Annotated in this window: 25 protein-coding genes; 8 read left to right on the forward strand and 17 right to left on the reverse strand. The window is 71.8% G+C overall.

The window, feature by feature from the left end; all coding sequences use genetic code 11:
- Position 1: 1 nt before the first annotated feature.
- The 7 genes from AB0C22_RS05495 to rfbA form a co-directional block, all read right to left on the reverse strand.
- Complete coding sequence (locus AB0C22_RS05495) at positions 2 to 1261, reverse strand: ThiF family adenylyltransferase (RefSeq protein ID WP_357533657.1); 1260 nt, start codon at positions 1259 to 1261, stop codon at positions 2 to 4.
- Complete coding sequence (locus AB0C22_RS05500) at positions 1258 to 1845, reverse strand: hypothetical protein (protein ID WP_219461518.1); 588 nt, start codon at positions 1843 to 1845, stop codon at positions 1258 to 1260. Before AB0C22_RS05500 ends, AB0C22_RS05495 begins: the two co-directional genes overlap by 4 nt.
- A gap of 291 nt (positions 1846 to 2136) precedes the next feature.
- Positions 2137 to 2682: a carboxymuconolactone decarboxylase family protein gene (locus AB0C22_RS05505; RefSeq protein ID WP_219461514.1), complete on the reverse strand. Its 546-nt coding sequence runs from the start codon at positions 2680 to 2682 to the stop codon at positions 2137 to 2139.
- Positions 2683 to 2815: 133 nt separating this feature from the next.
- Positions 2816 to 3013, reverse strand: a complete 198-nt coding sequence (locus tag AB0C22_RS05510; RefSeq protein WP_208566147.1) for a hypothetical protein — start codon at positions 3011 to 3013, stop codon at positions 2816 to 2818.
- Between the two features lie 58 nt (positions 3014 to 3071).
- A complete protein-coding gene (pafA, locus tag AB0C22_RS05515; protein WP_208566148.1) occupies positions 3072 to 4430 on the reverse strand; it encodes a Pup--protein ligase in 1359 nt (452 codons plus the stop codon).
- Positions 4431 to 4498: 68 nt separating this feature from the next.
- Positions 4499 to 5122 carry a dTDP-4-dehydrorhamnose 3,5-epimerase gene (gene rfbC, locus AB0C22_RS05520; protein WP_357533660.1) on the reverse strand — a complete coding sequence of 208 codons (624 nt, stop codon included), beginning with the start codon at positions 5120 to 5122 and terminating at the stop codon, positions 4499 to 4501.
- Positions 5119 to 6036: a glucose-1-phosphate thymidylyltransferase RfbA gene (gene rfbA / locus AB0C22_RS05525; protein ID WP_208566150.1), complete on the reverse strand. Its 918-nt coding sequence runs from the start codon at positions 6034 to 6036 to the stop codon at positions 5119 to 5121. The genes rfbC and rfbA overlap by 4 nt, the downstream gene beginning before the upstream one ends.
- An 88-nt stretch (positions 6037 to 6124) precedes the next feature.
- Here rfbA and rfbB point away from each other — a divergent pair, with 88 nt between their 5' ends.
- From rfbB to AB0C22_RS05555, 6 genes are read left to right on the forward strand one after another with little or no spacing between them, the layout of a single operon-like run.
- Positions 6125 to 7126 (forward strand): dTDP-glucose 4,6-dehydratase, encoded by a 1002-nt coding sequence (gene rfbB, locus AB0C22_RS05530; protein WP_357533663.1) that lies wholly within the window; start codon positions 6125 to 6127, stop codon positions 7124 to 7126.
- Positions 7123 to 8010: a dTDP-4-dehydrorhamnose reductase gene (gene rfbD, locus AB0C22_RS05535; protein ID WP_357533665.1), complete on the forward strand. Its 888-nt coding sequence runs from the start codon at positions 7123 to 7125 to the stop codon at positions 8008 to 8010. The genes rfbB and rfbD overlap by 4 nt, the downstream gene beginning before the upstream one ends.
- A complete protein-coding gene (locus AB0C22_RS05540) occupies positions 8007 to 8414 on the forward strand; it encodes a DUF2304 family protein (RefSeq protein WP_244251851.1) in 408 nt (135 codons plus the stop codon). The genes rfbD and AB0C22_RS05540 overlap by 4 nt, the downstream gene beginning before the upstream one ends.
- The gene (locus AB0C22_RS05545) at positions 8407 to 9108 is read left to right on the forward strand and encodes a glycosyltransferase family 2 protein (RefSeq protein ID WP_145920205.1); all 702 of its coding nucleotides are present in this window, start codon (positions 8407 to 8409) and stop codon (positions 9106 to 9108) included. The genes AB0C22_RS05540 and AB0C22_RS05545 overlap by 8 nt, the downstream gene beginning before the upstream one ends.
- Positions 9108 to 10418, forward strand: coding sequence for a polysaccharide biosynthesis protein (locus tag AB0C22_RS05550; RefSeq protein ID WP_357533667.1), 1311 nt, complete (start codon positions 9108 to 9110; stop codon positions 10416 to 10418). The genes AB0C22_RS05545 and AB0C22_RS05550 overlap by 1 nt, the downstream gene beginning before the upstream one ends.
- Positions 10419 to 11447, forward strand: a complete 1029-nt coding sequence (locus tag AB0C22_RS05555; RefSeq protein WP_357533669.1) for a glycosyltransferase family 2 protein — start codon at positions 10419 to 10421, stop codon at positions 11445 to 11447. It begins immediately after the preceding gene.
- Positions 11448 to 11566: 119 nt separating this feature from the next.
- Here AB0C22_RS05555 and prcA read toward each other — a convergent pair whose 3' ends face one another.
- From prcA to arc, 7 genes are all read right to left on the reverse strand, one after another.
- A complete protein-coding gene (prcA, locus tag AB0C22_RS05560; protein ID WP_357533671.1) occupies positions 11567 to 12400 on the reverse strand; it encodes a proteasome subunit alpha in 834 nt (277 codons plus the stop codon).
- Positions 12401 to 12461: 61 nt separating this feature from the next.
- The gene (gene prcB, locus AB0C22_RS05565) at positions 12462 to 13301 is read right to left on the reverse strand and encodes a proteasome subunit beta (protein ID WP_357533673.1); all 840 of its coding nucleotides are present in this window, start codon (positions 13299 to 13301) and stop codon (positions 12462 to 12464) included.
- Entirely contained in the window at positions 13220 to 13906 is a 687-nt protein-coding gene (locus AB0C22_RS05570; RefSeq protein ID WP_357533675.1) for an endonuclease VII domain-containing protein, read from the reverse strand. Before AB0C22_RS05570 ends, prcB begins: the two co-directional genes overlap by 82 nt.
- 22 nt (positions 13907 to 13928) lie before the next feature.
- Positions 13929 to 14141 (reverse strand): ubiquitin-like protein Pup, encoded by a 213-nt coding sequence (locus tag AB0C22_RS05575; protein ID WP_204924405.1) that lies wholly within the window; start codon positions 14139 to 14141, stop codon positions 13929 to 13931.
- A gap of 110 nt (positions 14142 to 14251) precedes the next feature.
- Positions 14252 to 15769: a depupylase/deamidase Dop gene (gene dop, locus AB0C22_RS05580; RefSeq protein WP_357017429.1), complete on the reverse strand. Its 1518-nt coding sequence runs from the start codon at positions 15767 to 15769 to the stop codon at positions 14252 to 14254.
- Positions 15770 to 15827: 58 nt separating this feature from the next.
- Positions 15828 to 17897 carry a hypothetical protein gene (locus AB0C22_RS05585; RefSeq protein WP_357533677.1) on the reverse strand — a complete coding sequence of 690 codons (2070 nt, stop codon included), beginning with the start codon at positions 17895 to 17897 and terminating at the stop codon, positions 15828 to 15830.
- A 151-nt stretch (positions 17898 to 18048) separates the two neighbouring features.
- Complete coding sequence (arc, locus tag AB0C22_RS05590) at positions 18049 to 19830, reverse strand: proteasome ATPase (RefSeq protein ID WP_208566159.1); 1782 nt, start codon at positions 19828 to 19830, stop codon at positions 18049 to 18051.
- Between the two features lie 177 nt (positions 19831 to 20007).
- On the opposite strand from arc, the gene AB0C22_RS05595 reads away from it, so the two are divergent.
- Complete coding sequence (locus AB0C22_RS05595) at positions 20008 to 20304, forward strand: ferredoxin (RefSeq protein WP_208566160.1); 297 nt, start codon at positions 20008 to 20010, stop codon at positions 20302 to 20304.
- 105 nt (positions 20305 to 20409) lie between these two features.
- Here AB0C22_RS05595 and AB0C22_RS05600 read toward each other — a convergent pair whose 3' ends face one another.
- From AB0C22_RS05600 to AB0C22_RS05610, 3 genes are all read right to left on the reverse strand, one after another.
- Positions 20410 to 20982 (reverse strand): hypothetical protein, encoded by a 573-nt coding sequence (locus tag AB0C22_RS05600; protein WP_091239677.1) that lies wholly within the window; start codon positions 20980 to 20982, stop codon positions 20410 to 20412.
- A gap of 81 nt (positions 20983 to 21063) precedes the next feature.
- Positions 21064 to 22017 (reverse strand): tRNA (adenine-N1)-methyltransferase, encoded by a 954-nt coding sequence (locus AB0C22_RS05605; protein WP_219469942.1) that lies wholly within the window; start codon positions 22015 to 22017, stop codon positions 21064 to 21066.
- Positions 22018 to 22082: 65 nt separating this feature from the next.
- Positions 22083 to 23237, reverse strand: coding sequence for a site-2 protease family protein (locus AB0C22_RS05610; RefSeq protein WP_308290713.1), 1155 nt, complete (start codon positions 23235 to 23237; stop codon positions 22083 to 22085).
- An 82-nt stretch (positions 23238 to 23319) separates the two neighbouring features.
- On the opposite strand from AB0C22_RS05610, the gene AB0C22_RS05615 reads away from it, so the two are divergent.
- Positions 23320 to 24231 carry a PD-(D/E)XK nuclease family protein gene (locus tag AB0C22_RS05615; RefSeq protein ID WP_219461474.1) on the forward strand — a complete coding sequence of 304 codons (912 nt, stop codon included), beginning with the start codon at positions 23320 to 23322 and terminating at the stop codon, positions 24229 to 24231.
- Positions 24232 to 24321: the final 90 nt, after the last annotated feature.

Here is a 24321-nt window from a genome sequence, read left to right on the forward strand (position 1 = left end):
GTCAGCTCCTGCCTCTGCCGGTACGCGCCGCCGGGGCCTGCGGACCACGAGGCGCCGGGTCCTGCGGACCACCGTCCGGCGGCACCCGGGGCGGCGCACCACCGGCGCCGCCCCGACCCCCGTCGGAGCCCACCGGTTCGGCCAGTTCGAAGACCACGGTCCCCCCGCTGCCGTGCGCCTCGACCCAGCTCCAACGGGGAAAACCCGTCTCGTGCGGCGACAGCAGGTGCCACGGCTGCGTCCCGTCGATCTGGTCGACCAGGTCGAGGGCCACCTCGGCGGCGCAGGTCGGGCACCGGACCGGGCGGTCCCCCGGGTGGACCCGGTGGACCTCGTCCTGCCGGCCGCAACCGAGGCAGCTCCAGCCACGCAACACCGTCAGCGGCAGGCGCAGCACCACCTCGTCGTCGGCCCGCGCCGTCCGCCACCGCTCGAGGATGTCGACCCACCGGTCGGTGGCCCACGAGCCGGGGCTCCCGGTCGGCACCGCCGGGGTCGGGTGCAGCAGGCAGTCCGGGTTCACCGGGATGCCGACCTGCCAGAACCGGTCGTAGGCGAGGTCGAAGCGCAGTTCGTGGCCGATCGGCACGGTCATGTCGTGCCGGTCACGGCTGAGCCACCGCATCGCCTGCTGCGCCATCGCCGCCCCGACGGTGGCGGCGACGGTCGGGGTGGTGGGCACCCCCCGGGCCGTCTCGGCACGGACCCGGTAGGCCAGGCAGGAGTGGCGCAGGGCGAGGTCCCGCAGGTCCTCGTCGGTCAGCCCGCAGACGTAGCACGGGCCGTCCGGCGGCAGGTAGAGGCGCACCGCGCCCTCCCAGGTGGTGAGGCCGCCGTCGATCAGCAGGACACCGGCCTGCCCGGCGAGTTGGCCGAGCGCCACCCGGGCGGCCACGTTGTCCAGACAGCCGAGCACCACGTCGGCGCGGTGGAGCAGACCGGCCCCGAGACCCGTGCGCAGGTCGTCGGCGATCACGTCGACCTGACAGTCCGGGTTGAGTTCACCGGCGGCCCGTACGACGGCGTCCACCTTGGCGGCGCCGACGTCGGACGGTCGGTAGAGCACCGACCGGGAGAGGTTGCCGACCTCGACCGTGTCGAGGTCGACGACGGTGATCGTGCCCCAGCCGAGCAGGAGGAGGTTCTTCAGCACCTCGTTGCCGAGGGCACCCGCGCCGGCGACCACGGCGTGCGCGCCACGTACCTCGTCCTGGTCCCACCACTCGATGTCGGCCAGCCGGGAGTAGCGGTCCTGGGTCATGTGGTCACCACCCGACCCACCGGCACCGGAACCGGAACCATGTGGCAGTCGCGCGAGTAACACCGCGCGCCACGCAGGTACTCCCAGCAGTCCTCGCAGTAGCCCTCACCGCACAGGGGGCAGAGCACCACCTCCGCGTCGACGGTGAAGGTGGTGTGGCACTGCTGGCAACGGTGCCCGACCAGCACGTGCCCGGTGGGCAGTCGCAGCTGACGGACCTCGGAGAACCACGCCAACTGACCGGCGAAGGCCACCCGGTCACCGTGGTGCAGGACGGCGAGTCCGATGATCCGTCGACCGTTGCGGACGACGTCCACCCCGTCCGGAATGATCAACGAGTGGCCCGCCCGGGACCGGGCGAGCCAGACCCCCGCGCCGTCTCCCGCGGTGTCCCGCAGCTCGGCGGTGGGCAGTCCCGCGCACGGCAGGTAGCCGTGCGTCCCCCGTTGGGGCAGCTGCACGGTGAAGTCGTCGAAGTCGAGGTACGGACCGACGGCGGGGATCTCGATCATCAGCACCCTCCACGACCGGTTCCGGAGCAGCACCCGCGCGGCGGTGACCGGGGGCCGGTGGATCCGTGCCACCCGGAGCACCTCACGCACGGTGTGCGTAGGGAGACCCAGTGTTCTATGAGGATGCAAGTGCGGGGATCGACCGATGGTCCAGTGAGGACTGTCGACACAGCCCGGGCGGGTGACCCGACGGCAGTTTCCCGGCGGCGGGCCGGCCGCAGCGGGCCGGCAAGGCGACCGACCCGGCGGCGGTACGGCGGCCCGGACCTGCTGGATCGGCATGGGCGGGGGCTCTCGGCCGGCGGACCGCACCACCCGTCCCCCGCCGACTGACCGGTCGGCGGGGGCACTGTCGGATCAGCGTCAGTCCGCCGTGTAGCCGTGCGTCACGATCCGCGCGGCGGTCTCCTCGTAACCCTCCCCCTCGGGGGCGAAGGTGCCCAGGCCGTCGACGTACCGGTTGAACATGCAGAACGCGGCGGCGATCAGCACCGTGTCGTGGATCTCCAGGTCGGTGCCGCCCTCGGCGCGGGCCGCCTCGACCAGCTCGGTGGTGACCTGCCGGCCACCGGCCTGCACCGCCGCCGCGATCCGCAGCAGGGCGCGCAGCTTCGCGCTGACCGGCGCGGTGTCCAGGTCGGCCCGCACCTGGTCGACCAGGGTCATCCCGGTGGGCAGCTGGGCGGCGGCGAACGCCGAGTGGGAGGCGCAGCAGAACCGGCACTCGTTGAGCCCCGAGACGTAGGCGGCGATCAGCTCCCGCTCACCCGGCGTCAACGTCGGGTGCGGGGTGCGCAACAACACCTCGGCCAGCTCGTTCAGCGGCTTCGCGGTCTCCGGCCGGTACCGCATCGGCCCGGTGATCCCCGGAAACGCCTTCTCGTCGAGACCCAGATCGATGTGCGCCACCGGCACCTCCTGACTCGTCGGCCGCCCCGGGCGGGCTGCCGTCGCACCAGGGTGCCAGCTCCGCGGCCCCCGCTCATCTTCCGGAGTGCTCGACCGGACCGACCGGCGCCGACGGTGGCCCGACCGGAAGAGGTCAGCCGACCAGGAAGATCACCGCGAGCCAACCCACCACGATGACGACCAACGCCACGGTCAGCACCCAGGTCGGCACCGTGTACTCGCCCCGGCGGTTGCGGGCGATCTCGTCGCGGATCTTCGCCCGGCGACGATCGATCCAGTTGAGCCGCTGGGTGTCGCCGCTCTCGCGGTCGGCGGGTTCGGAAGTGTTCATCGCCCCGCCAGCGTACCGGTGGGGTCGACGGTCGGTGCCGGCCGTCGACCCCACCGGGTCACATGCTGGCGATCAGGCGTTCGACCCGCTCGTCGTACGCGCGGAACGGGTCCTTGCAGAGCACGGTGCGCTGCGCCTGGTCGTTGAGCTTCAGGTGCACCCAGTCGACGGTGAAGTCACGCCGCTTCTCCTGGGCGTGCCTGATGAACTCGCCGCGCAGCCGGGCCCGGGTGGTCTGCGGCGGCGTCTCCTTGGCCTCGAAGATCTCCGGGTCGGTGGCCACCCGGTCCACCTGACCGCGCCGCTCCAGCAGCCCGTACAGGCCCCGGCCCCGGCGCAGGTCGTGATAGGCCAGGTCCATCTGCGCCACCCGGGGGTGCGACAGCGGCAGGTCGTGCTTGCGCTGGTAACGCTCGATCAACCGGAGCTTGCTCACCCAGTCGATCTCCCGGGCCACCGGGTCGAGGTTGCCGTCCTCCACCGCGTTGAGCACCCGGCCCCACAGCTCCACCACCCGCTTGGCGGTCTGGTCGCCACCGCGGCGCTCGACGAACTCGGTGGCCCGCGCCAGGTATTCCTGTTGGATCTCCAGCGCGCTGACCTCCTTGCCGGAGGCGAGCCGCACCTTGCGCCGGCCGGTGATGTCGTGTGACACCTCCCGGATGGCCCGGATCGGGTTCTCCAGCGACAGGTCACGCATCACCACGCCGGCCTCGATCATCCGCAGCACGATGTCGGCCGAGCCGACCTTGAGCAGCGTGGTGACCTCGTTCATGTTGGAGTCGCCGACGATGACGTGCAGCCGCCGGTAGCGCTCGGCGTCGGCGTGCGGCTCGTCGCGGGTGTTGATGATCGGCCGGCTGCGGGTGGTCGCCGAGGAGACGCCCTCCCAGATGTGCTCGGCCCGCTGGGACAGGCAGTAGACCGCCCCGCGCGGGGTCTGCAACACCTTGCCCGCCCCGCAGATCAGCTGCCGGGTGACCAGGAACGGGATGAGCACGTCGGCCAGCCGGCCGAACTCACCGTGCCGGGACACCAGGTAGTTCTCGTGGCAGCCGTACGAGTTGCCGGCCGAGTCGGTGTTGTTCTTGAACAGGTAGATCTCACCCGCGATGCCCTCGTCGTGCAGCCGCTTCTCCGCATCGACGAGCAGGCCCTCCAGGATCCGTTCACCGGCCCGGTCGTGGGCGACCAGGTCGGTGACCGAGTCGCACTCCGGAGTGGCGTACTCCGGGTGCGACCCGACGTCCAGGTAGAGCCGGGCCCCGTTGCGCAGGAACACGTTGCTCGACCGCCCCCAGGACACCACCCGACGAAACAGATACCGGGCGACCTCGTCGGGGGACAGCCGCCGCTGCCCGCGATAGGTGCAGGTGACGCCGTACTCGGTCTCGAGGCCGAAGATTCGCCGCTCCATGATGTGACACTAGCCGCCCGGAGGGTCGGTTCGTCACTGTCACAGCACAGGTAGTGTGCTTCGGTCGCTCAGATCCCGTCCGAGTACGACATTCCGTCCGGCCCCAGCCCGGCCACGAACGCCCGGCAGGCGGCGTAGTCCGGCAGCGGCCCCGCCGCGCGGACCTGCGCCAACGTCGGCGCCGCCGCGTCGCGGGCGGACAGTTGCGGCACCTCGGCCGGCCACTCGATGCCCAACTCCGGGTCGAGCGGGTGCACGGCGTGTTCGCCGGTCGGGTTGTAGGTGGTCGAGCAGAGGTAGGTCAGGGTCGCGTCGTCGCTCAACGCGCAGAAACCGTGCCCCAGCCCCTCGGCCAGATAGACCGCCCGCCGGTCGGTGTCGTCCAACCGGACGCCCTCCCAGCGGCCGAAGGTCGGCGAACCGGTGCGCAGGTCCACCACCACGTCGAGCACCGCGCCCCGGACGCAGGTGACGTACTTGGCCTGGCCGGGCGGGACGTCGGCGAAGTGGATGCCGCGCACCACACCCCGGCCGGAGATCGACAGGTTGGCCTGGGCCAGCCGCAGCGGGTGCCCCACCGCCTCGGCGAGCTGGTCGAACCGGTACCACTCCATGAACAGGCCGCGCGGGTCACCGTGCTGCTGCGGGGTGACCTCCCAGGCGCCCTCGATGCTCAGCGGGCGAATCTTCACCGCACCCCCTCCGTTACCGACTGGGCCGCGCGCAGCACCGCCTCGTCGTGCTTGTCGGCCAGCAGGCCCAGCAGGTAGTCACCGTAGCCGCTCTTGGTCAGCGGCTCGGCCAGGGCGCGCAGCTGCTCGTCGTCGAGCAGGCCGGCCCGCCAGCAGACCTCCTCGACGCAGCCGATCTTCATACCCTGCCGTTCCTCGATCACCCGGACGAACTCGCCGGCCTGCATCATCGAGGTGAAGGTGCCGGTGTCCAGCCAGGCGGTGCCCCGGTCCAGCACGGTCACCGACAGCTCACCGGCCCGCCGGTACGCCTCGTTGACCGCGGTGATCTCCAACTCGCCCCGGGCGCTCGGGGTGAGGTTGCCGGCGATCTCGACCACCCGGTTGTCGTAGAAGTACAGGCCCGGCACCGCGTAGCGGGACTTCGGCCGGGCCGGCTTCTCCTCGATCGACAGCACCCGGCCGTCGGCGTCGAAGTCGACCACCCCGTACGCCTCGGGGTTGGCGACCGGGTAGGCGAAGACCCGCCCGCCGACCAGGTCGCCGTTGTCGGCCAGCTGCCGGCCGAGGCCGACGCCGTGGAAGATGTTGTCGCCCAGCACCAGCGCCACCGAGTCGTCGCCGATGAAGTCCGCGCCGAGCACGAACGCCTGCGCGATGCCGTCCGGGCGGGCCTGGGCGACGTACTCCAGCCGCAGCCCCCACTGGCTGCCGTCGCCGAGCAGCCGCTGGAACTGGTCCTGGTCCTCCGGGGTGGTGATCACCAGGATCTCCCGTACCCCGGACATCACCAGCGTCGACAGCGGGTAGTAGACCATCGGCTTGTCGAAGATCGGCATCAGTTGCTTGGACACCGCGCGGGTGATCGGCCACAGCCGGGACCCGGTGCCACCAGCGAGAAGGATTCCACGCACCGGGGGAGCCTACCGGGACCGGCGCGAACCGGACACCGGGGTCACGGTCCCCGGGTCGGCGGGCCGATGCGCGTACACTTCCGTCCCCGTGAGGATTCTCGTCACCGGCGGAGCCGGATTCATCGGGTCGGAGTACGTACGGATGCTGCTGGGTGTGCCCGGCGGTGACGAGTCCGGCGTGCCCGCGGTCGAACCCGCGACGGTGACCGTGCTGGACAAGCTGACCTACTCCGGCAACCTGGACAACCTCGCCCCGGTGCGCGAGGACCCCCGGCTGCGGTTCGTCCGGGGCGACATCTGCGACCCGGCGACGGTCGACGAGGTCGTCGCCGGCCAGGACGTGATCGTGCACTTCGCCGCCGAGTCGCACGTCGACCGGTCGATCGCCGGGGCCGCCCCGTTCGTCACCACCAACGTGCTGGGCACCCAGACCCTGCTGGACGCCGCGCTGCGGCACGGCACCGGCCGGTTCGTGCACGTCTCCACCGACGAGGTGTACGGCTCGATCGACTCCGGCTCCTGGACGGAGACCTGGCCGCTGGCCCCGAACTCGCCGTACTCGGCCTCGAAGGCCGGGTCCGACCTGCTGGCGCTGGCCTACCACCGGACCCACGGGATGGACGTGGTGGTGACCCGCTGCTCCAACAACTACGGGCCGTACCAGTTCCCGGAGAAGGTCGTCCCGTTGTTCGTGACCAACCTGCTCGACGGCGGCACGGTGCCGCTCTACGGCGACGGCGGCAACGTGCGTGACTGGCTGCACGTGCACGACCACTGCCGGGGCATCGCGATGGTGGCGCACGCCGGCCGCGCCGGTGAGGTCTACCACATCGGCGGCGGCACCGAGCTGAGCAACAAGGAGCTGACCGGGCGGCTGCTGGAGGCGTGCGACGCCGGCTGGGACCGGGTCGTCCCGGTGACCGACCGCAAGGGCCACGACCGCCGCTACTCGCTGGACATCAGCAAGATCAACACCGAGCTGGGGTACGCCCCGAGCATCGGCCTCGACGAGGGCCTGGCCCAGACCGTCGCCTGGTACCGGGACAACCGGGCCTGGTGGGAGCCGCTGAAGACGGCGCCTGCCGCATGACCCGGGTACTCGTCACCGGCGCGGGCGGCATGCTCGGCCGGGACCTGCTCACCGTGCTGGCCACCCGCAGCGACCTCAAGGTGACCGCCGCCACCCGCACCGACCTCGACATCACCGACGCCGAGGCGGTCCGGGCCGCGGTCGCCGGGCACGACGTGGTGCTCAACGCCGCCGCGTGGACCGACGTCGACGGCGCCGAGCGGGACGAGGCGGCGGCCACCGCGATCAACGGCGACGGGGTGGCCCACCTGGCCCGCGCCTGCGCCGGGCACGGCGCGCGGCTGCTGCACGTCTCCACCGACTACGTCTTCGCCGGTGACGCCGACACCCCCTACGCCGAGGACGCCCCCACCGACCCGATCAACGCGTACGGCCGCAGCAAGCTCGCCGGGGAGCGGGCAGTGGTCCGATTCCTCCCCGAAACCGGCTACCTGGTGCGGACCGCCTGGCTCTACGGGGCACACGGGCGCAACTTCGTCACCACCATGCTCGGCCTGGCCGCCACCCGGGAACACCTCGACGTGGTCGACGACCAGCACGGCCAACCCACCTGGTCGTACGCGCTGGCCACCCGGCTGGTCGCACTCGCCGACGCGGCCCTGGCCGACCGGGCCCCCGCCGGCACCTACCACGGCACCTGCACCGGCCAGACCACCTGGTACGGGCTGGCCCGCGCCGCCTTCACGCTGGCCGGGCTCGACCCCAACCGGGTCCGACCCACCACCAGCGACCGGTTTCCGCGTCCGGCCGCGCGACCCGCGTACAGTGTGCTAGGGCACGACCGGTGGGCCGAGGCCGGCCTGCCCCCGCTGCCGGACTGGCACGACGCGCTGTCCGACGCCTTCGCCTCCCCGACTGCACCCACCCCGTGGAAGGTCGCATGAAGCTCACCCTCGTCACCGGTCTGACCGGCCTGATCCTGCTCGCCACCATCGTCGAGCTGCTGCGCCGCCGGCAGCTCCGCGAGAAGTACGGCATGCTCTGGCTCGGCGTGCTGGTCATCGTCATCCCGTTGTCGCTGTTCCCCCGGCTGCTCGACAACGTGGCCGGCTTCTTCGGCGTGGTCTCCGGCGTCAGCCTCGTGCTGTTCCTCGGCATCGTCTTCCTGCTGCTGGTCTGCGTGCACCTGAGCTGGGAGGTCAGCGCGCTGGAGGAGGAGACCCGCACCCTGGCCGAGGACTTCGCCCTGCTCCGCGCGCAGATCGACGCGGAACGCGCCGCCCGGCTCGCCCAGGACGCGCAGCTCACCGCAGCCAACCGAGACGAACTGGTGTCCCACGATGGTTAACGGCAAGCGTGTCCTGATCATCATCCCGGCGCTCAACGAGTCCGGGTCGATCGCCGACGTGGTCGGCGAGGTCCGGGGCGAACTGCCCGGCGTCGACGTGTTGGTGGTCGACGACGGCTCCACCGACCGCACCGCCGCCGTGGCCGCCGCCGCCGGGGCCCGGGTCGCGAAGCTGCCGTACAACCTCGGGGTGGGCGGGGCGATGCGGCTCGGCTACCGCTACGCCCGGGACAACGACTACGACGTGGCGATCCAGATCGACGCCGACGGCCAGCACGACCCCCGGTACGTGCCCAAGCTGGTCGACCTGCTCGACGACAACGACCTGGTCATCGGCGCCCGGTTCGCCGGTGAGGGCGACTACTCGGTGCGCGGGCCCCGCCGCTGGGCGATGGTCATGCTGTCCGGGGTGCTCTCCCGGGTGGCCAAGACCCGGCTGACCGACACCACGTCCGGGTTCCGGGCCGCCAACCGGCGGGTCATCGAGATGTTCGCCGGCTGGTACCCGGCGGAGTACCTCGGCGACACGGTGGAGACCCTGGTGCACACCGCCCGGCGCGGCTACCGCATCCGTCAGGTGCCGGTGGCCATGCGCAAACGGATGGCCGGCACCCCCAGCCACTCCCCCGCCAAGGCGATGATCTACCTGGGTCGGGCCTTCGCGGTGCTCACGCTGGCGCTCATCCGCCGGTGATGCGGCGGCTGCTCCATCTCGTCCCGCCCGGCACCGTCGCCGTCGGAGGCGGGCTCGCCCTGCTCGGGCTCGCCTCCTACGTGCACCTCGCGGTCGCCGGACACGCCCTCGACCGCGCCGACTACTCCTCACTGTCGGTGCTCTGGTCGATCGTGTTCACCCTCGGCATCGGCGTGTTCATCCCCGTCGAGCAGGAGGTGGCCCGGGTCGTCGCCGCCCGCCGCAGCCAGGGGCTGCCCCCCGGCCCGGTGCTGGCCCGGGGAGCCACCGTCGCCGCCGCCGTGCTGGCGGTGCTGGTCGTGGCCACCCTCGTCGGGCGCCAGGCGCTCACCGACCGGCTCTTCGCCGGCGACGACACGATGGTCGCCGTGCTGATCGGCGCGCTGGTCGCGATGGCCGTCGCGTACACCACCCGGGGCGTGCTGTCCGGCCTTCAACTCTTCCCCTGGTACGGCACCCAGCTCGGCGTCGACGGCGGGGTACGCATCGCGCTGGTCGCCGGCCTCGGCGTCAGCGGCGTCACCGACCCGGTCTGGTACGGCGCGGTGCTGGTCGTCGCCCCGCTGCTGTCGGTGCTGGTGACCCTCCCGCCGGTACTGCGGGCCGTCGGCGGCGGCCTCCCGGTGGCCTGGGGCACCCTGCTGCGCGGCCTCGGCCTGCTCACCGTCTCCAGCCTGCTCTCCCAGGTCGTGGTCAACATCGGCGTGATCAACGTCCGGCTGCTCGACCCGGCCGACGTGGCGACCGCCGGTGCGCTGCTCTCCGCCCTGGTGCTGGTCCGGATCCCGCTGTTCGTCTTCGGCTCGATGCAGGCGTCGCTGCTGCCCGGCCTGGCCACCACCGCCACCACCGGCGACGTGGTCGCTTTCCACCGCCTGCTGCGCCGGGCGCTCGGCGTGGTCACCGCCCTCGGTGTCGCCGGGGCGATCGGCGCGGTGGCGCTCGGCCCGTGGCTGGTGCACCGGCTCTTCGACGCCCCCGGCGTGCTCGGCCACGGCGACTTCGCCTGGCTGGCCGTCGGCACCCTCGCCTACCTGTGGGCGATGGTGCTCGGGCAGGCGCTGCTCGCCCTCGACCGGCACCGCGCCCAGGCCGTGTCGTGGACGATCGGGGTGGCCGCCCTGCTCGCCGTCACGGCCGTCCCGGCCCCCGTCGCGCTCCGCGTCGAACTGGCCTACGCCGTCGGCTCCGTCGTGGTGGCCGCCACCATGGCCGTCCTGCTGCTGCGCCGGGGTGCCCGCCCGGCCACCCCCACCCCCGGCCGGCCGCTCGACGACGTGGTGGCCACCGGCGTCTCCGGAGGTCTGTAGATGTCCCGCCCCCAGGTGTCCGCGGTGATGCTCGCCTACGGTGCCGAGCCCTACCTGGTCGACGCCGCCCGCGCCGTGCTGGCCAGCACCGACGTCGAGATCGAGCTGATCGTGGTCGACAACGGCTGCACCGGTGACGGCATCGACGTGGTCAAGGGCTTCGCCGGGGTACGGGTGGTCCGGCCGGAGGAGAACACCGGCTACTCCGGCGGCTGCCGGGTCGGCGCCGCCGAGGCCACCGGTGAGTGGCTGGCCTTCGTCAACTCCGACGCCGTCGTCGCCCCCGACGCGCTGGCCCGGACGGTGGCGGTGGCCGGTGAGCCGGGCGTGGGCGCGGTGATGGCCTCGATCCGGCTCGCCGAGAACCCCGACCTGATCAACACCTCCGGCAACCCGCTGCACTACATCGGGCTGTCCTGGGCCGGCGGCAACGGCCAGCCCGCCAGCGCGCACGCCCGGCGGACCACCGTGCCGTCGATCAGCGGCTGCTGCTTCATGATCAACCGGGCGCTCTGGCGGGAGCTGGACGGCTTCGCCGCCGAGTACTTCGCCTACCACGAGGACACCGAGATCAGCCTGCGGTTGTGGCAGCGCGGACTACGCCAGGAGTACGTCCCGGACGCCGTGGTGGTGCACCACTACGAGTTCTCCCGCAACAAGCTCAAGCACTACCTGCTGGAACGCAACCGCCTGATCTCGCTGCTCACCGCGTACGAGACGCGGACGCTGGTGGTGCTCGCCCCGATGCTGCTGCTGACCGAGGCGGCGATGCTGGTGGCCGCGCTGCTCGGCGGCTGGAGCCGGGAGAAGGCGCGCGGCTGGGGTTGGCTGTGGACCAACCGGGCCTGGGTGCGGGCCCGGCGTCGCCAGCTCCAGCAGGAGCGGATGGTCCCCGACGGCGTCATCGCCGAGCTGATGACCGCCAAGGTCGACCCGTCGAACGTCGAGTCGCCGCCCGGGATGAGCATCTTCAACGTCATCGCCGCCGGCTACTGGGCCCTGGCCAGGCCGCTGCTGCGCAGGGCCTGACCGTCACGCCGCCGCCGTGCCGCAGGACACCGGCGGCGGGTGGGTCGACACGGACTGCGGCGGATGGCACCCACGCGCAGGGGCCGGGGTGTGCACCCCGGCCCCTGCGCGTGTCGCCGTCACGCTTCCGGCTTCTCCTGGGGCTGGCCCTCCAGGTCGGCCGAGCCCGCCGACGTGGTGGGCTTGTGCGCCGCCTCGGTCGGCACCGTCGGGGTCTTGGCCTGGCTGTCGGCCGGCGCGGCGTCACCCGCCGCGTCACCCTCCAGCAGCGCGGTCAGCGCCGCGCCGGTGATCCGTCGGAAGGTACGCCCCACCCGGGCACGGTCCAGGACCGCCACCTCGAGCTGGTTGGGGGCGATCGTCCGGGCCGCGCCGCCCTCGCCGCCGACGCTGCTCAGCGCCTTCATCGCCACCCTGACCGCCTCGCTGAGCGACAGGTCGGGGCGGTGCTCGGCCTTGAGCACGCCGGTGATCGCCTCGGCCTGACCGCCCATCGCCATCCGGCCCGGCTCGTCGTTGACCGAACCGTCGTAGGTGAGCCGGTACAGCTCGTCCTCCTCGACCGTGGCACCGACCTGCGCCACGCAGATCTCCACCTCGAACGGCTTGGACTGCTCGGTGAAGATCGCGCCCAGGGTCTGCGCGAACGCGTTGGCCAGGGCCCGGCCGGTCACGTCACGCCGGTCGTAGCTCAGGCCGTTGAGGTCGGCCATCCGCACCCCGGCGCGGCGCAGGTTCTCGAACTCGTTGTACCGGCCGACGGCGGCGAAGCCGATCCGGTCGTAGATCTCACTGACCTTGTGCAGGGCGCTGGAGAGGTTCTCCGCGACGAAGAGCACCCCGCCGGTGTAACTCAGGACCACCGCGCTGCGCCCCCGGGCGATGCCCTTGCGGGCCAGCTCGGAGCGGTCGCGCATGATCTGCTCGGGCGAGGCGTAGAACTGCATGGCCACGGCGGCGGTTCTCCTTCTGGCACTGTGCTGACGACTGGGGCTGGTGGGGGGTGGGACGGCGTCAGCCGCCCGGGTTCTCCATCCGCCCGGCGACGACGGCCTCGGCGATGGTGGCCGTCTCGGCCTCGGTGAGCCGGCGGGTGCCCTCGGCGGTCGCCGTCATCACCACCGGGTAGATCCGCCGGGTCAGGTCCGGCCCGCCGGTGGCCGTGTCGTCGTCGGCGGCGTCGTAGAGCGCCTCGACGGCGAGCCGGGTCGCGTCGTCGATCGACACGCCGGCGCGGTACCGCTTCTTGAGCGCGGACTTGGCGAAGAGCGAACCGGAGCCGATCGCGTCGTAGCCGGTCTCCTCGTAGGGGCCGCCGGTGACGTCGAAGCTGAAGATCCGCCCGGCGCGGGCCGGGTCCCGGGCGGCCAGGTCGAAGCCGGCGAAGAGCGGCACGACCGCCAGCCCCTGCATGGCCGCGCCGAGGTTGCCCCGGATCATCGAGGCGAGCCGGTTGGCCTTGCCGTCGAGGGAGAGCATCGCGCCCTCGATCTTCTCGTAGTGCTCCAGCTCCACCTGGAACAGTCGCATCAGCTCGATGCCGATGCCCGCCGTGCCGGCGATGCCGACCAGCGAGTACGCGTCGGCGGGGTGCACCTTCTCGATGTCGCGCTGCGCGATCAGGTTGCCCATGGTGGCCCGTCGGTCGCCGGCCAGCACCACACCACCGACGGCCGAGATGGCCACGATGGTGGTGGCGTGCGGCGCCAGGTCGGCGGCCATGCCCGGCGGTAGCGGCCGTCGGCCGGGCAGCATCTCGGGGGCCACCCGACTCAGGAAGGTCGTGAAGGAGGACGTCCCCGCGTTGGTGAACACATCTGGTAGACGCCCGGATGGATCAAAGCCCGCTGCCACGTGGTTCCTCTCAGGTACGTGATCGCCCTGGCCAGCCTCGTGGGACTGTCACGGAACTGGCCAAGACCACCGTTGCAGTTGAAGCAGAGTATCCCGCGCACCCATCCGGTGCGGTGATCGTGGTCCACATGTTGAGGATCTTCCACCCCGCAGACGGCACAGACGCCGCCCTGCTCGGCGAGCAGCTCCTGGAACTCCTTCTCGCCGATCCCGTAGCGGCGACGTAGGTGGTACTCGCGAGACCCGCCGTGCAACCGGAGCTTGCTCTCTTTACCCTTCTCGTTGTGGCAGGGCTTGCAGTATCGGCCGTAGCCGCCACGCCCCGACCGGTTACGGGGAAAGTCGTCGAGCGCCTTCGTCTCACCACACGTCGGGCAGCGACGGTGGCCATCCGGAACCATAGGTGGTTGGCGAACCTCCCGGCCATGCTTCTCTCTCGTCCGCTTGGCATAGCTCACCTTGGAACGCAGGTTGAAGCAAGGCTTGCAATAGCTACCCCGGCCATCTGGCCGACGGCTGTTCGCGCAGAACTCATCGAGCGGCTTCCACTCATCGCAGTCCCGGCAACGACGGTATCCCTCTCGATCATCGAGCGGATCAGGCATGTCCGATTTAAACGTTTATGCCCTATTCGCCCCCTTTCTGCACATAACCCCTGACAAATTCCTCGGCGTTCTCCTCCAGGACCGAGTCGATCTCGTCGAGCAGGTCGTCGACGTCCTCGGTGATCTCGGCGTGCCGCTCGGCGACCTCGGGATTGACCTCGGTGGTGACGTCGTCGATCTCCTCGGCCTGGTGCGACTTGCCCGACTGGGTCTGACCGCCCTCTTGTGAAGCCATCTCGCTGCCTCCTCCACGATCGTCTGCGATGAACTTACCTCGCGGAGACGACGAAAAGCCCGTCGCGCGCCGGCATCCGACGCACGACGGGCCGCCGTCACCGCGTCGACTCAGCCGCCGGTCAGCGTCTCCAGCAGATCCTTGGCGGTGTCGCACCTGTCGAACAGCGCTCCGACGTGCTGGCGGGTGCCCCGCTCCGGCTCCATCATCGGCACCCGCACCAGCGACTCCCGACCCACGTCGAAGATCACCGAGTCCCAGCTCGCCGCCACCACCTCGGAGGCGTACTGGGCCAGGCAGCGGCCCCGGAAGTAGGCCCGGGTGTCCTCCGGCGGCTCGGTCATCGCCCGGCGGGTCTGCTCGTCGTCCAGCAGGGTCTTCATCGAGCCCCGGGTCACCAGCCGGTGGTAGAGACCCTTCTCCGGCCGGACGTCGGAATACTGCAGGTCGACCAGCTGAAGCTTGTGCGAGCCCCAGCCCAGCTTCTCCCGCTCCCGGTAACCCTCCAGCAGCCGCAGCTTGGCCACCCAGTCCAGCTCGTCGGCGCAGAGGAACACGTCGCGGCCCAGCCGGTCCAGCACCTGCTCCCAGCGCTCCAGCACGTCCAGGGTCTGCGCGTCGGCGTCCGCGCCGTACCGCTCCTCCACGAAGGAACGCACCCGCTCGTAGTAGGCCCACTGCAGGTCCAGGGCGGTCAGCCGACGGCCGTCGCGCAACCGCATCCGGTGGGTCAGCGACGGGTCGTGGCTGACCGCGCGCAGCTCGGCGACCGGGTCGGCGATGCCCAGGTCGGCACCGAGCGCCTTCTCCTCGATCATGGTCAGGATCAGCGCGGTGGTGCCCACCTTGAGGTAGGTGGAGATCTCCGACAGGTTGGCGTCGCCGATGATGACGTGCAATCGGCGGTACTTGTCGGCGTCGGCGTGCGGCTCGTCGCGGGTGTTGATGATCGGCCGCTTGAGGGTGGTCTCCAACCCCACCTCGACCTCGAAGAAGTCCGCCCGCTGGGAGATCTGGAAGCCGCTCTGGCCGCCGTCCTGCCCGATGCCGACCCGGCCCGCGCCGCAGACGATCTGCCGGGTGACGAAGAACGGCGTCAGGTACGCCACGATGTCGGCGAACGGGGTCTGCCGCCGCATCAGGTAGTTCTCGTGCGCGCCGTAGCTGGCGCCCTTGTTGTCGGTGTTGTTCTTGTAGAGGTGGATCGGCTGGGTGCCGGGGATGGTGGCCGCCCGCCGGGCCGCCTCGGCCATCACCCGCTCCCCCGCCTTGTCCCACCGCACCACGTCGAGGGGGTTGGTCACCTCGGGGGTGGAGTATTCCGGGTGTGCGTGGTCGACGTAGAGCCGGGCGCCGTTGGTGAGTATCACGTTGGCCAGGCCGAGGTCCTCGTCGGCGAGCGCCTCCGCCGGGTCGTAGGCGGCCCCGGAGTAGGTGAACCCCCGGGCGTCGCGCAGCGGCGACTCCTCCTCGTAGTCCCAGCGGGCCCGGCCGCCACGGTTGAGTTCCGGGCGCGCGCCGTACGCGTTGACCACCTGGGACGAGGTGACCATCGGGTTGGCTCCGGCCTGGCCGGGCACGGAGATCCCGTACTCGACCTCGGTGCCCATGATCCTTCTGACGCTCATCGACCTACCCGCTTCGCTCGCCTCACCCGGTCCGCCGTCATGTCGAGCGTAGTCCGCCTCACCGGGGAAGGGGGCACGCCGCTTCGGCCGGGTCGGGAGTGGCGGTCTCCAGGGTGGGCGGGGGCGGCTCGTCGGAGGGGGCCACGTCGCACTCGGGGACCGTCAACGGCACCCAGCTGAGCCGGTGCCGCAAGGCGGGCTCGTCGCGCAGCATCCGGTGTACCCGACGTTCGCCCTTGGGGTCGGAGGTGATGAACCGGACGGGGCCGGCCACCCGGCGGACGATGATGTCGGTGCGGTCCGGTTCGAGGAACGGCAGGCTGTAGATGCCCGGATCGGTGGCCGCCGTGGTGCCGTGCAGGGCCGACAGGCACAGCGAGATCAGGTAGGACCGCATCGGCCCCCGGTCGATGACCAGGGTGGTGGTGCCCGGCACCTCGGGATAGCGCTGTTGGGCGTCGGCGCACACCCAGGCCACTCTGGACGGCAGGGCGAGGTCCTGGTGGACCCACCGCTGCGCCCAGGTCTGCTCGTCGACCACGAGCAGGCTGCGGTGCCAGCCGGTGACCCCGCAGAGCGCCACCGCGACCGTCATGGTGAGTGCGGCGGCCAGCACCCCCGCCGTGGTGCTGCCGGCCCCCCGCCAACTCAGGGCGGGCCGGGGCACCGGCAGTAACCGGACCACCCCGGCGGTGCCGACGATGAGCAACGCGGTGGCCAGGTGGGTGCCCTTGACGAAGTAGTAGCCCGGGGTCACCCCGGCGTCGGTGTTGATCTGCGCGATGGTCAGCGGCAGGGCCGCGCCGACGACGCAGACCAGCAGCCAGCGCCGCCAGGCCGGATCGGCGCGGGCGACCTGGACGAGCAGGGCCACCCCGACGATGCCGCCGAGCCAGATCAGCGCCCGCCAGCCCTCGACGGCCTGGGACGAGCCGATGACCAGCGCCTCGGTCTGCCCGGCCCGCAGCACGCCGAGCAGCGGGGCGATCAGGGCGAGAGCGGCGCCGGCCAGGCCGACGGTCAGCACGGTGAACCACCGGCGCAGTGCCTCCCGCCAGTGGGTGAGCACCCAGCACAGGACCAGCACGGCGGCGGCGGGCAGGAAGAGGTAGTAGGTGAACCCGACGGCGGCGAGCAGGGCGCACAGCAGCACGACCTGCTCCCGGGTGCCGGGGACGGGCCGGGCGACCAGGGTGGCGATCAGGACGGTCAGGGTCAGCCCGAGCACCTCGGTGGGGTAGCCGGCGTTGAGCAGGCGGGGCAGCTGGGTGCCGAGCACCAGCGCGCCGACGACCACGGTCAGCACCGTGCGGTGCAGCAGGTGGATCGGGCCGGCCAGCCGTTGGGCTGCCCAGATCAGCACGAGGGTGAACAGTCCGAAGCCGGCGATGGTCCAGCCGAAGTAGTGGGCGACGAGGGCGTCGACGCGCGGCCCGGTGGGGGTCAGGAAGCCGTCGAGCAGGGCGGTGACCAGGTGCCAGCCCTGCGGATAGTAGATGAGCTGGGCGGTGATCTGCTCCCGGGCGGCGGCCGGGTCGACGAAGGTGTAGCCGTCGAGGCGGCCCATGGCGTCGAACAGCGCCAGGTGCCGCCAGTTGTCCTCGCCCGCGCCGAGGACGGTGAGCCGGTCGGCGAGGTCGGTGGCTCGCTGCCAGGGTTGCCGCAGGTAGACCACCATGGCGGCGGCGCCGGCCAGCGGGAACAGGTCGGCCCAGCCGGGCCGGGGCAACCGGGGGCGGCGGCGTAGCACGGCGGCGGCGAGGACGAGCCCGGTGAGGGCGGTCCCGGTGAGCGGCACCGGCCGCATCCCCCAGGGCCAGACCGGGAAGACCAGGCCACCGATCGCGGTCAGGCCGAGCAGCAGGCCCAGGGCGAGCATCAGCCGGTCGAGCAGGGTACGGCCGCCGCGCAGCAGGCTGGCCGTGGCGATCAGCACGACCGGGGGCAGGAGCCAGTCCCGGTGCAGGGCGTGTCCGGCGAGGGGTACGGCCCATGCGGCGACCAGCGCGGCGAGCAGGAGCGGGATCCACCGCCAACGGCGGGCCGGCCGGCGCGGCGCGACGGTGGGGGGTGTCTGATCCACCGCCGGGGACAGCGGCGGATCGGCGACGGTGAGCTCGGGCGGCACGCGGTTCCTCGGAGTCGACTACGCGGTCGGGGAAGTCTAGCGACGCGGCCGGCATTCCACCCACCCGACGCGGGGTGGTGCGGTTAACAGTGGGTGACGTACACGAGCGGGCCCGCGACGCGTCGCGTCGCGGGCCCGTCCGGTCGGCCGGTCAGAGGTACTGGCCGGTGTTGCTGGCGGTTTCGATGGAGCGGCCGGCCTCGGTGCCCTTGCCGCCGGAGACGAGCGTGCGGATGTAGACGATCCGCTCGCCCTTCTTGCCGGAGATGCGGGCCCAGTCGTCCGGGTTCGTGGTGTTGGGCAGGTCCTCGTTCTCCCGGAACTCGTCGACGCAGGCGTCGAGCAGGTGCTGCAACCGCAGCCCCTTGCGCCCCGAGGTGAGGAACTCCTTGATCGCCATCTTCTTTCCCCGGTCGACGATGTTCTGGATCATCGCGCCGGAGTTGAAGTCCTTGAAGTAGAGGACTTCCTTGTCACCGTTGGCGTAGGTCACCTCGAGGAAGCGGTTCTCCTCGGTTTCCGAGTACATCCGCAGCACGACCGCGTCGATCATGGCGGCCACGGTGGCCTGGGGCTCGCCGCCGTGCTCGGCCAGGTCGTCGGCGTGCAGGGGCAGGCCGACGAGGATGTACTTGGAGAAGATGTCCTTGGCCGCCTCGGCGTCCGGACGCTCGATCTTGATCTTCACGTCGAGCCGGCCGGGGCGCAGGATGGCCGGATCGATCATGTCCTCCCGGTTGGAGGCGCCGATCACGATGACGTTCTCCAGGCCCTCGACACCGTCGATCTCGCTGAGCAGCTGCGGGACGATGGTGTTCTCCACGTCGGAGGAGACACCGGAGCCACGGGTCCGGAAGATCGAGTCCATCTCGTCGAAGAACACGATGACCGGGGTGCCCTCCCCGGCCTTCTCCCGGGCCCGCTGGAAGATCAGCCGGATGTGCCGCTCGGTCTCACCGACGTACTTGTTGAGCAGCTCCGGACCCTTGATGTTGAGGAAGAAGCTGGTGTGCCGGTCCTTGCCCAGCCGCTCGGCGATCTTTTTGGCCAACGAGTTGGCCACCGCCTTGGCGATGAGCGTCTTGCCACAGCCCGGCGGACCGTAGAGCAGGATGCCCTTCGGCGGCCGGAGCTGGTGCTCGCGGAACAGGTCGGCGTGCAGGAAGGGCAGCTCCACCGCGTCGCGGATCTGCTCGATCTGCGACTGGAGGCCGCCGATGTCGGTGTAGTCGACGTCGGGCACCTCCTCCAGCACCAACTCCTCGACCTCGCTCTTCGGGATCCGCTCGTAGGCGTACGCCGAGCGGGGCTCGATCATGAGCGAGTCGCCGGCCCTGATCGCGGTGCCGATCAGGGTGTCGGCCAGGTGGACGATGCGCTCCTCGTCGGAGTGCGAGACCACCAGCGCCCGGTCGCCCGGGCTGCCCTCGGGACCCGCGAGGATCTCCTTGAGCATCACCACCTCGCCGACCCGCTCGTAGCCGAACGCGTCGACGATGTTGAGCGCGTCGTTGAGCAGGACCTCCTGGCCACGCCGCAATTCCTCGGCGTCCAGTGAGGGTGAGACGGCTACTCGGAGCTTGCGTCCGCCGGTGAAGATGTCCACCGTGCCGTCGTCGTGTCGCGCGAGGAAGACACCGTAGCCGGACGGCGGCTGCGCCAGCCGGTCGATCTCCTCCTTGAGCGTCACGATCTGCGCGCGAGCCTCTTTGAGGGTGCTCACGAGCCGGTCGTTGTTCTCGGTGAGCCGCGCCAACTGTGCCTGGGTGGCCGCCAGCCGCTCTTCGAGCTGCCGGACGTGTCGGGGGCTTTCGGTCAACTTGCGCCGCACCAGAGCGAGTTCCTCTTGAAGGAACGCGACCTGCGTGGAGAGATCGTGGGCCTCCTTCTCCCACCGTGCGGCGCGCGAGTCCGCGTCGTCGCTGCGTGCCACGTCCCACCTCCCCGGGGGGCTTGAACGTTCTGCCCTAACACTAGCCGCTATGAGGCCGATTCGGTCCCACGCAACGCCCTCGTCACTGAACCTTGATCGCCAAGGTACGCCTGAGGGGCAGGTCCGGCCGTTCGGGTACCGTCGTGGGGTGGGACGGGAGAACATGGGGGGTGCCGGGTGAGTGACGTCGCGACCGACCAGTTGCAGGTCTGGGTGGACCAGGATCTCTGCACGGGTGACGGGCTCTGCGTGCAGTACGCGCCGGAGGTCTTCGAGTTCGACGTCGACGGCCTGGCGTACGTCAAGGGCACCGACGGTGAGCTGCGGCTGGCCCCCGGCAGCCGGGTCGACGTGCCGGAACACCTGCGGCTGGAAGTGATCGACTCCGCGAAGGAGTGCCCGGGTGACTGCATCCACGTGGTACGCGGCAGCGACGGCGTCGAGGTGGCCGGCCCCGAGGCCGCGGACGACTGACCACTTCCCGACAGAACGCACCGCCACCCGGCCAGCCGGCACCCGGCGGGGCGGGCCGGTCGGCGGAGCGGCCGGGGCGACCGTCGTCCCGGCCCGGCGGTGGTGTCACAGCAGCGGACGGCCGACCACCGAGGCGACCAGCCGGGCGAACTCCTCCAACCGGGCGATCTGACCGGCACCGCCGTCGTCGAGGGTCTTGCCGAAACGCAGCGCGTCGTGCCGGGGCGCACCGACCATCTCGTCGCCGGGTGGGGCCTCGTCCAGTGAGGTGAGCAGCAGGTAGACGTCGATGCTGTCGACCCGTACCTCACCGTTGTCGGCCCGGGTCAAGCGGCGTCGGCAGCCGACCTCCGTGACGGTGGAGACCGGCACCACCCGCAGCGACGAGGTCATCGACCCGGGGGGACCCTCCCCCGGCGGCACGTCCTCGCCGTGCCAGAGCACCAGCCGGCTGCCGTCGCAGACGACGACCTCCTGCCATACCCCGTTGACCTCGTTGACGAAGCGTTCCAGGGTGAAGCCGAGCACCGAGGCGCCGCGCAGCACCCCGCCGAGCGCCTCCAGGGCGATGTCCGGGTCACGCAGGTAGGCCCGCGCCGCCGACTCCAGGTCCTGGTACGGCGACCAGTCCGGGAACACGGCCGGCAGTTCACCGCCGCCGAACCCCGGCCGACTCATGCCCACTCCCTGCGGTCGCACCGTCGGCCCGCACCGGCCGTCGGGTTCTGCCCGTTCACGCCCAGCTGCTCCGCTCCGCCGTCACGGCCGGTCCACCTCGTCGGCTCCGGCGGCCGACGCGGCTGCGGTGGCCTGCGCCGCCGCCTCCCGGGCCGCCGCTGCCTCGCGCAGCGCCTGCTTGCGCTCGGCGTACGCCTCCGCGCCCTTGCTGGGCTTGCGGCGACGCGGCGGGGCGGTGACACCCGGAGCGAGTTTACGCGCGGAGACCAGGAACGCGGTGTGCGCGATCATCCGGTGGTCGGGGCGGACGGCGAGCCCTTCGGCGTGCCAGTCGCGCACCAGCGACTCCCAGGCCCGCGGCTCGGTCCAGCCGCCCCGCTCGCGCAGCGCCTCGACCAGCTCGGACAGCTGCGGGGTGGTCGCCACGTAGCCGATGAACACGCCGCCGGGCAGCAGCGCCCGCTCGACCATGTCCAGGGTCTCCCACGGGGTGAGCATGTCCAGGATGATCCGGTCGAACCCGGTCTCCGGGCAGTCGGCGACGTCGCCGACGTGCAACCGCCAGGCCGGGTGCGGCGCACCGAAGAACGCCTCCACGTTGCGCCGGGCGATCTGGGCGAAGTCGTCGCGCACCTCGTAGGAGTGCAGCTCGCCGCCGGTGCCGACGGCGCGCAGCAGCGAGCAGCTCAGCGCCCCGGAGCCGGCACCGGCCTCCAGCACCTTGGCACCGGGGAAGACGTCGCCCATGGCGACGATCTGCGCCGAGTCCTTCGGGTAGATCACCTGGGCGCCGCGCGGCATGGACAGCACGTAGTCCGAGAGCAGGGGACGCAGCGCCAGGAACGCCGTCCCGCCGCCGGCGGTGCTGACCACGCTGCCGTCGGGCTGCCCGATCAACGCGTCGTGCGCCAGGATGCCCCGGTGGGTGTGGAACTCCTTGCCGGGCTCCAGGGTGACGGTGTGCATCCTCCCCTTCGGGTCGGTCAGCTGCACCCGGTCACCGGGGCGGAACGGTCCCCGGTGCACCGGGGGCAGCTCCGCTGGGGCGGTGGGCGTCGGTGTGCCGTTGCGGGCCGGGAGGGTGGGGGGATGTGCTGCGGTCACCTGTTCATCTTCCGTGTGGGTTCGAGGACCTGGGCGAGATCCGCGGTGTGCAGAACGCCGACCACATCTTCGCCTGCCGTCACCACGTACCGTGCGCCCGGGTGGGCCTGGACGGCCGCCATCAGCCGCTCGCCGTCGAGACCGAGCGGCAGGGTCGGCAGCGCGGTCAGCGGCCGGGCCACCGCGTCCACCCCCAACCAGGGCCGACGGTCCACCGGTACGGCGTCCGCCGCCGCCGGGTCGACCAGGGCGACGGGCCGGCCCGCGCCGTCGACGACCAGGAGGGCGGACCGGGGCGGGCCCTGCTCGGCGTGCCGACGCTGCGCCTCGGCCAGTGGCGTGCCGGTGGGTACGGCGTGGACCGGGCGGGCCAGCCGGCCCAGGTCGAGCAGCGGCACCCGGCGGCTGATCCGGGCGTACCGGATCGACTGGCCGGCGCCCCGCCAGAGGGTGATCGCGACCAGCAGCATCAGCGGCAACGCCAGCGGCACCAGGATCCGCTGGATGGTGAGCAGCACGACCAGCCCGGCGGTGGCCACCGCGACGGCCCGCCCGACCCAGCCGGCGATCTCGGTGGCCCGGTGCCGGTCCCGGGTGAGCCGCCACAGCACGGCGCGCAGCGCCCGGCCGCCGTCCAGGGGCAGGCCGGGCAGCACGTTGAACACGGCCACGATGACGTTGCTCAGTGCCAGTTGCAGCGCGAGCTGGTGGGCCAGGGTGTGGTCGGGGGCGGCCAGCGTGGCGGCCACGGCGATCCCGCCGAGCAGCGCCGAGACGGCCGGGCCGGCCAGGGCGACCAGCAGCTCCACCCGGGGGTTGGGGGCGTCCCGGTCCATCTCGGTGTAGCCGCCGAGCAGTTCCAGGGTGATCCCGCGCACACCGATGCCGTAGCGGCGGGCGGTCAGCGCGTGCCCCAGTTCGTGCAGCAGGACGGAACCGAGCAGCGACACCACGAAGCCGAGACCGATCAGGTAGCCGCCGAGCGGGGACAGCCCGAGGCGGTCCCGGGCGAACTCGGCATAGGTGACGGTCACCAGCAGGGTGAGCAGCAGCATCGACAGGTTGAGGTGCAGCGGCACCCCGAACACCCGGCCGACGGTCAGGCCGGCACCCCGGCGGGGCCGGCGCGGTGCGCGGGGACGGGACTCCACCGCCCCGATGCTACGCGCCGACTCGATCATGCCCGGTGCGGCGAGCGCGGTGGTGTCACACCGGTGCCCTAACCTTCGGGGCATGACGGCGGAACCGGTGACCGACCAGCAGCATCCTCCGGCGGCGTTGCCCGCCACGGTCCGGGCTTCACTGTCGCCGTCACGGGCCGCCGACTTCAAGACCTGCCCGCTGCTCTACCGGTTCCGCAGCATCGACCGGTTGCCCGAGCGACCCAGCGTCGAGCAGGCCCGGGGCACCCTGGTGCACGCGGTGCTGGAGCGGTTGTTCGACCTGCCGGCGGGCGGGCGCACCCCCGACGCCGCCGGTGACCTGGTCGTCCCGCAGTGGGACCGGCTGGTCACCGAGCAGCCCGAGCTGGCCGGCCTGTTCGACCCGGGCGACGAGGCGGGCACGGCCGAGTTCCTCCGCTCGGCGACGGCGCTGTTGGCGGGTTACTTCGCGGTGGAGGATCCGCGCCGGCTGGAGCCCGCCGAGCGGGAGAGCCTGATCTCCGCGGTGGTCGACGACGAGCTGCTCATCCGTGGTTACGTCGACCGGCTCGACGTGGCCCCCGACGGGGCGCTGCGGGTCGTCGACTACAAGACCGGCGGTGCGCCGAGGGAGGCGTTCGAGGCCCGGGCGCTGTTCCAGCTGAAGTTCTACGCGTTGGTGCTGTGGCGCACCCGGGGCGTGGTGCCCCGCGTGCTGCGCCTGCTCTACCTCAAGGACGCCGAGGTCTGCGACTACTCCCCCGACGCCGAGGAGCTGCTGCGGTTCGAGCGCACCGTGGTGGCGCTCTGGCAGGCCATCGAGCAGGCCACCGTGCGGCAGGATTTCCGGCCCCGACCGAGTCGGCTCTGCGACTGGTGCAACCACCAGGCGCACTGCCCGACCTTCGGCGGCACCCCGCCGCCGTTCCCGCAGCGGGCCGGGGCGGCCGACCCGTTGCGCGACGCCCGGTCCCGACCGGCCACCCCGGGTGCCGACGAGTAACGGGTCGGCGGGTCGGAGACCGGCTCATCCGCGAGGAGGAGACGAGGTTCACCGTCGGCGACGACCGGACGGCCCGCCGGGCGGCTAGCG

This window comes from Micromonospora sp. NPDC048894 (genome assembly GCF_040649765.1).
GTDB lineage: Bacteria > Actinomycetota > Actinomycetes > Mycobacteriales > Micromonosporaceae > Micromonospora > Micromonospora antibiotica.

What these genes read in the sequence shown, in the direction of transcription:
- dop (WP_357017429.1), bottom strand. Translation starts at nt 15,769, where the DNA reads ATGAGCGTCAGAAGGATCATGGGCACCGAGGTCGAGTACGGGATCTCC.
- rfbD (WP_357533665.1), top strand. Translation starts at nt 7,123, where the DNA reads ATGACCCGGGTACTCGTCACCGGCGCGGGCGGCATGCTCGGCCGGGAC.
- AB0C22_RS05600 (WP_091239677.1), bottom strand. Translation starts at nt 20,982, where the DNA reads ATGAGTCGGCCGGGGTTCGGCGGCGGTGAACTGCCGGCCGTGTTCCCG.
- pafA (WP_208566148.1), bottom strand. Translation starts at nt 4,430, where the DNA reads ATGGAGCGGCGAATCTTCGGCCTCGAGACCGAGTACGGCGTCACCTGC.
- AB0C22_RS05495 (WP_357533657.1), bottom strand. Translation starts at nt 1,261, where the DNA reads ATGACCCAGGACCGCTACTCCCGGCTGGCCGACATCGAGTGGTGGGAC.
- AB0C22_RS05510 (WP_208566147.1), bottom strand. Translation starts at nt 3,013, where the DNA reads ATGAACACTTCCGAACCCGCCGACCGCGAGAGCGGCGACACCCAGCGG.
- AB0C22_RS05615 (WP_219461474.1), top strand. Translation starts at nt 23,320, where the DNA reads ATGACGGCGGAACCGGTGACCGACCAGCAGCATCCTCCGGCGGCGTTG.
- AB0C22_RS05555 (WP_357533669.1), top strand. Translation starts at nt 10,419, where the DNA reads ATGTCCCGCCCCCAGGTGTCCGCGGTGATGCTCGCCTACGGTGCCGAG.
- AB0C22_RS05540 (WP_244251851.1), top strand. Translation starts at nt 8,007, where the DNA reads ATGAAGCTCACCCTCGTCACCGGTCTGACCGGCCTGATCCTGCTCGCC.
- AB0C22_RS05550 (WP_357533667.1), top strand. Translation starts at nt 9,108, where the DNA reads ATGCGGCGGCTGCTCCATCTCGTCCCGCCCGGCACCGTCGCCGTCGGA.
- AB0C22_RS05545 (WP_145920205.1), top strand. Translation starts at nt 8,407, where the DNA reads ATGGTTAACGGCAAGCGTGTCCTGATCATCATCCCGGCGCTCAACGAG.
- AB0C22_RS05575 (WP_204924405.1), bottom strand. Translation starts at nt 14,141, where the DNA reads ATGGCTTCACAAGAGGGCGGTCAGACCCAGTCGGGCAAGTCGCACCAG.
- AB0C22_RS05570 (WP_357533675.1), bottom strand. Translation starts at nt 13,906, where the DNA reads ATGCCTGATCCGCTCGATGATCGAGAGGGATACCGTCGTTGCCGGGAC.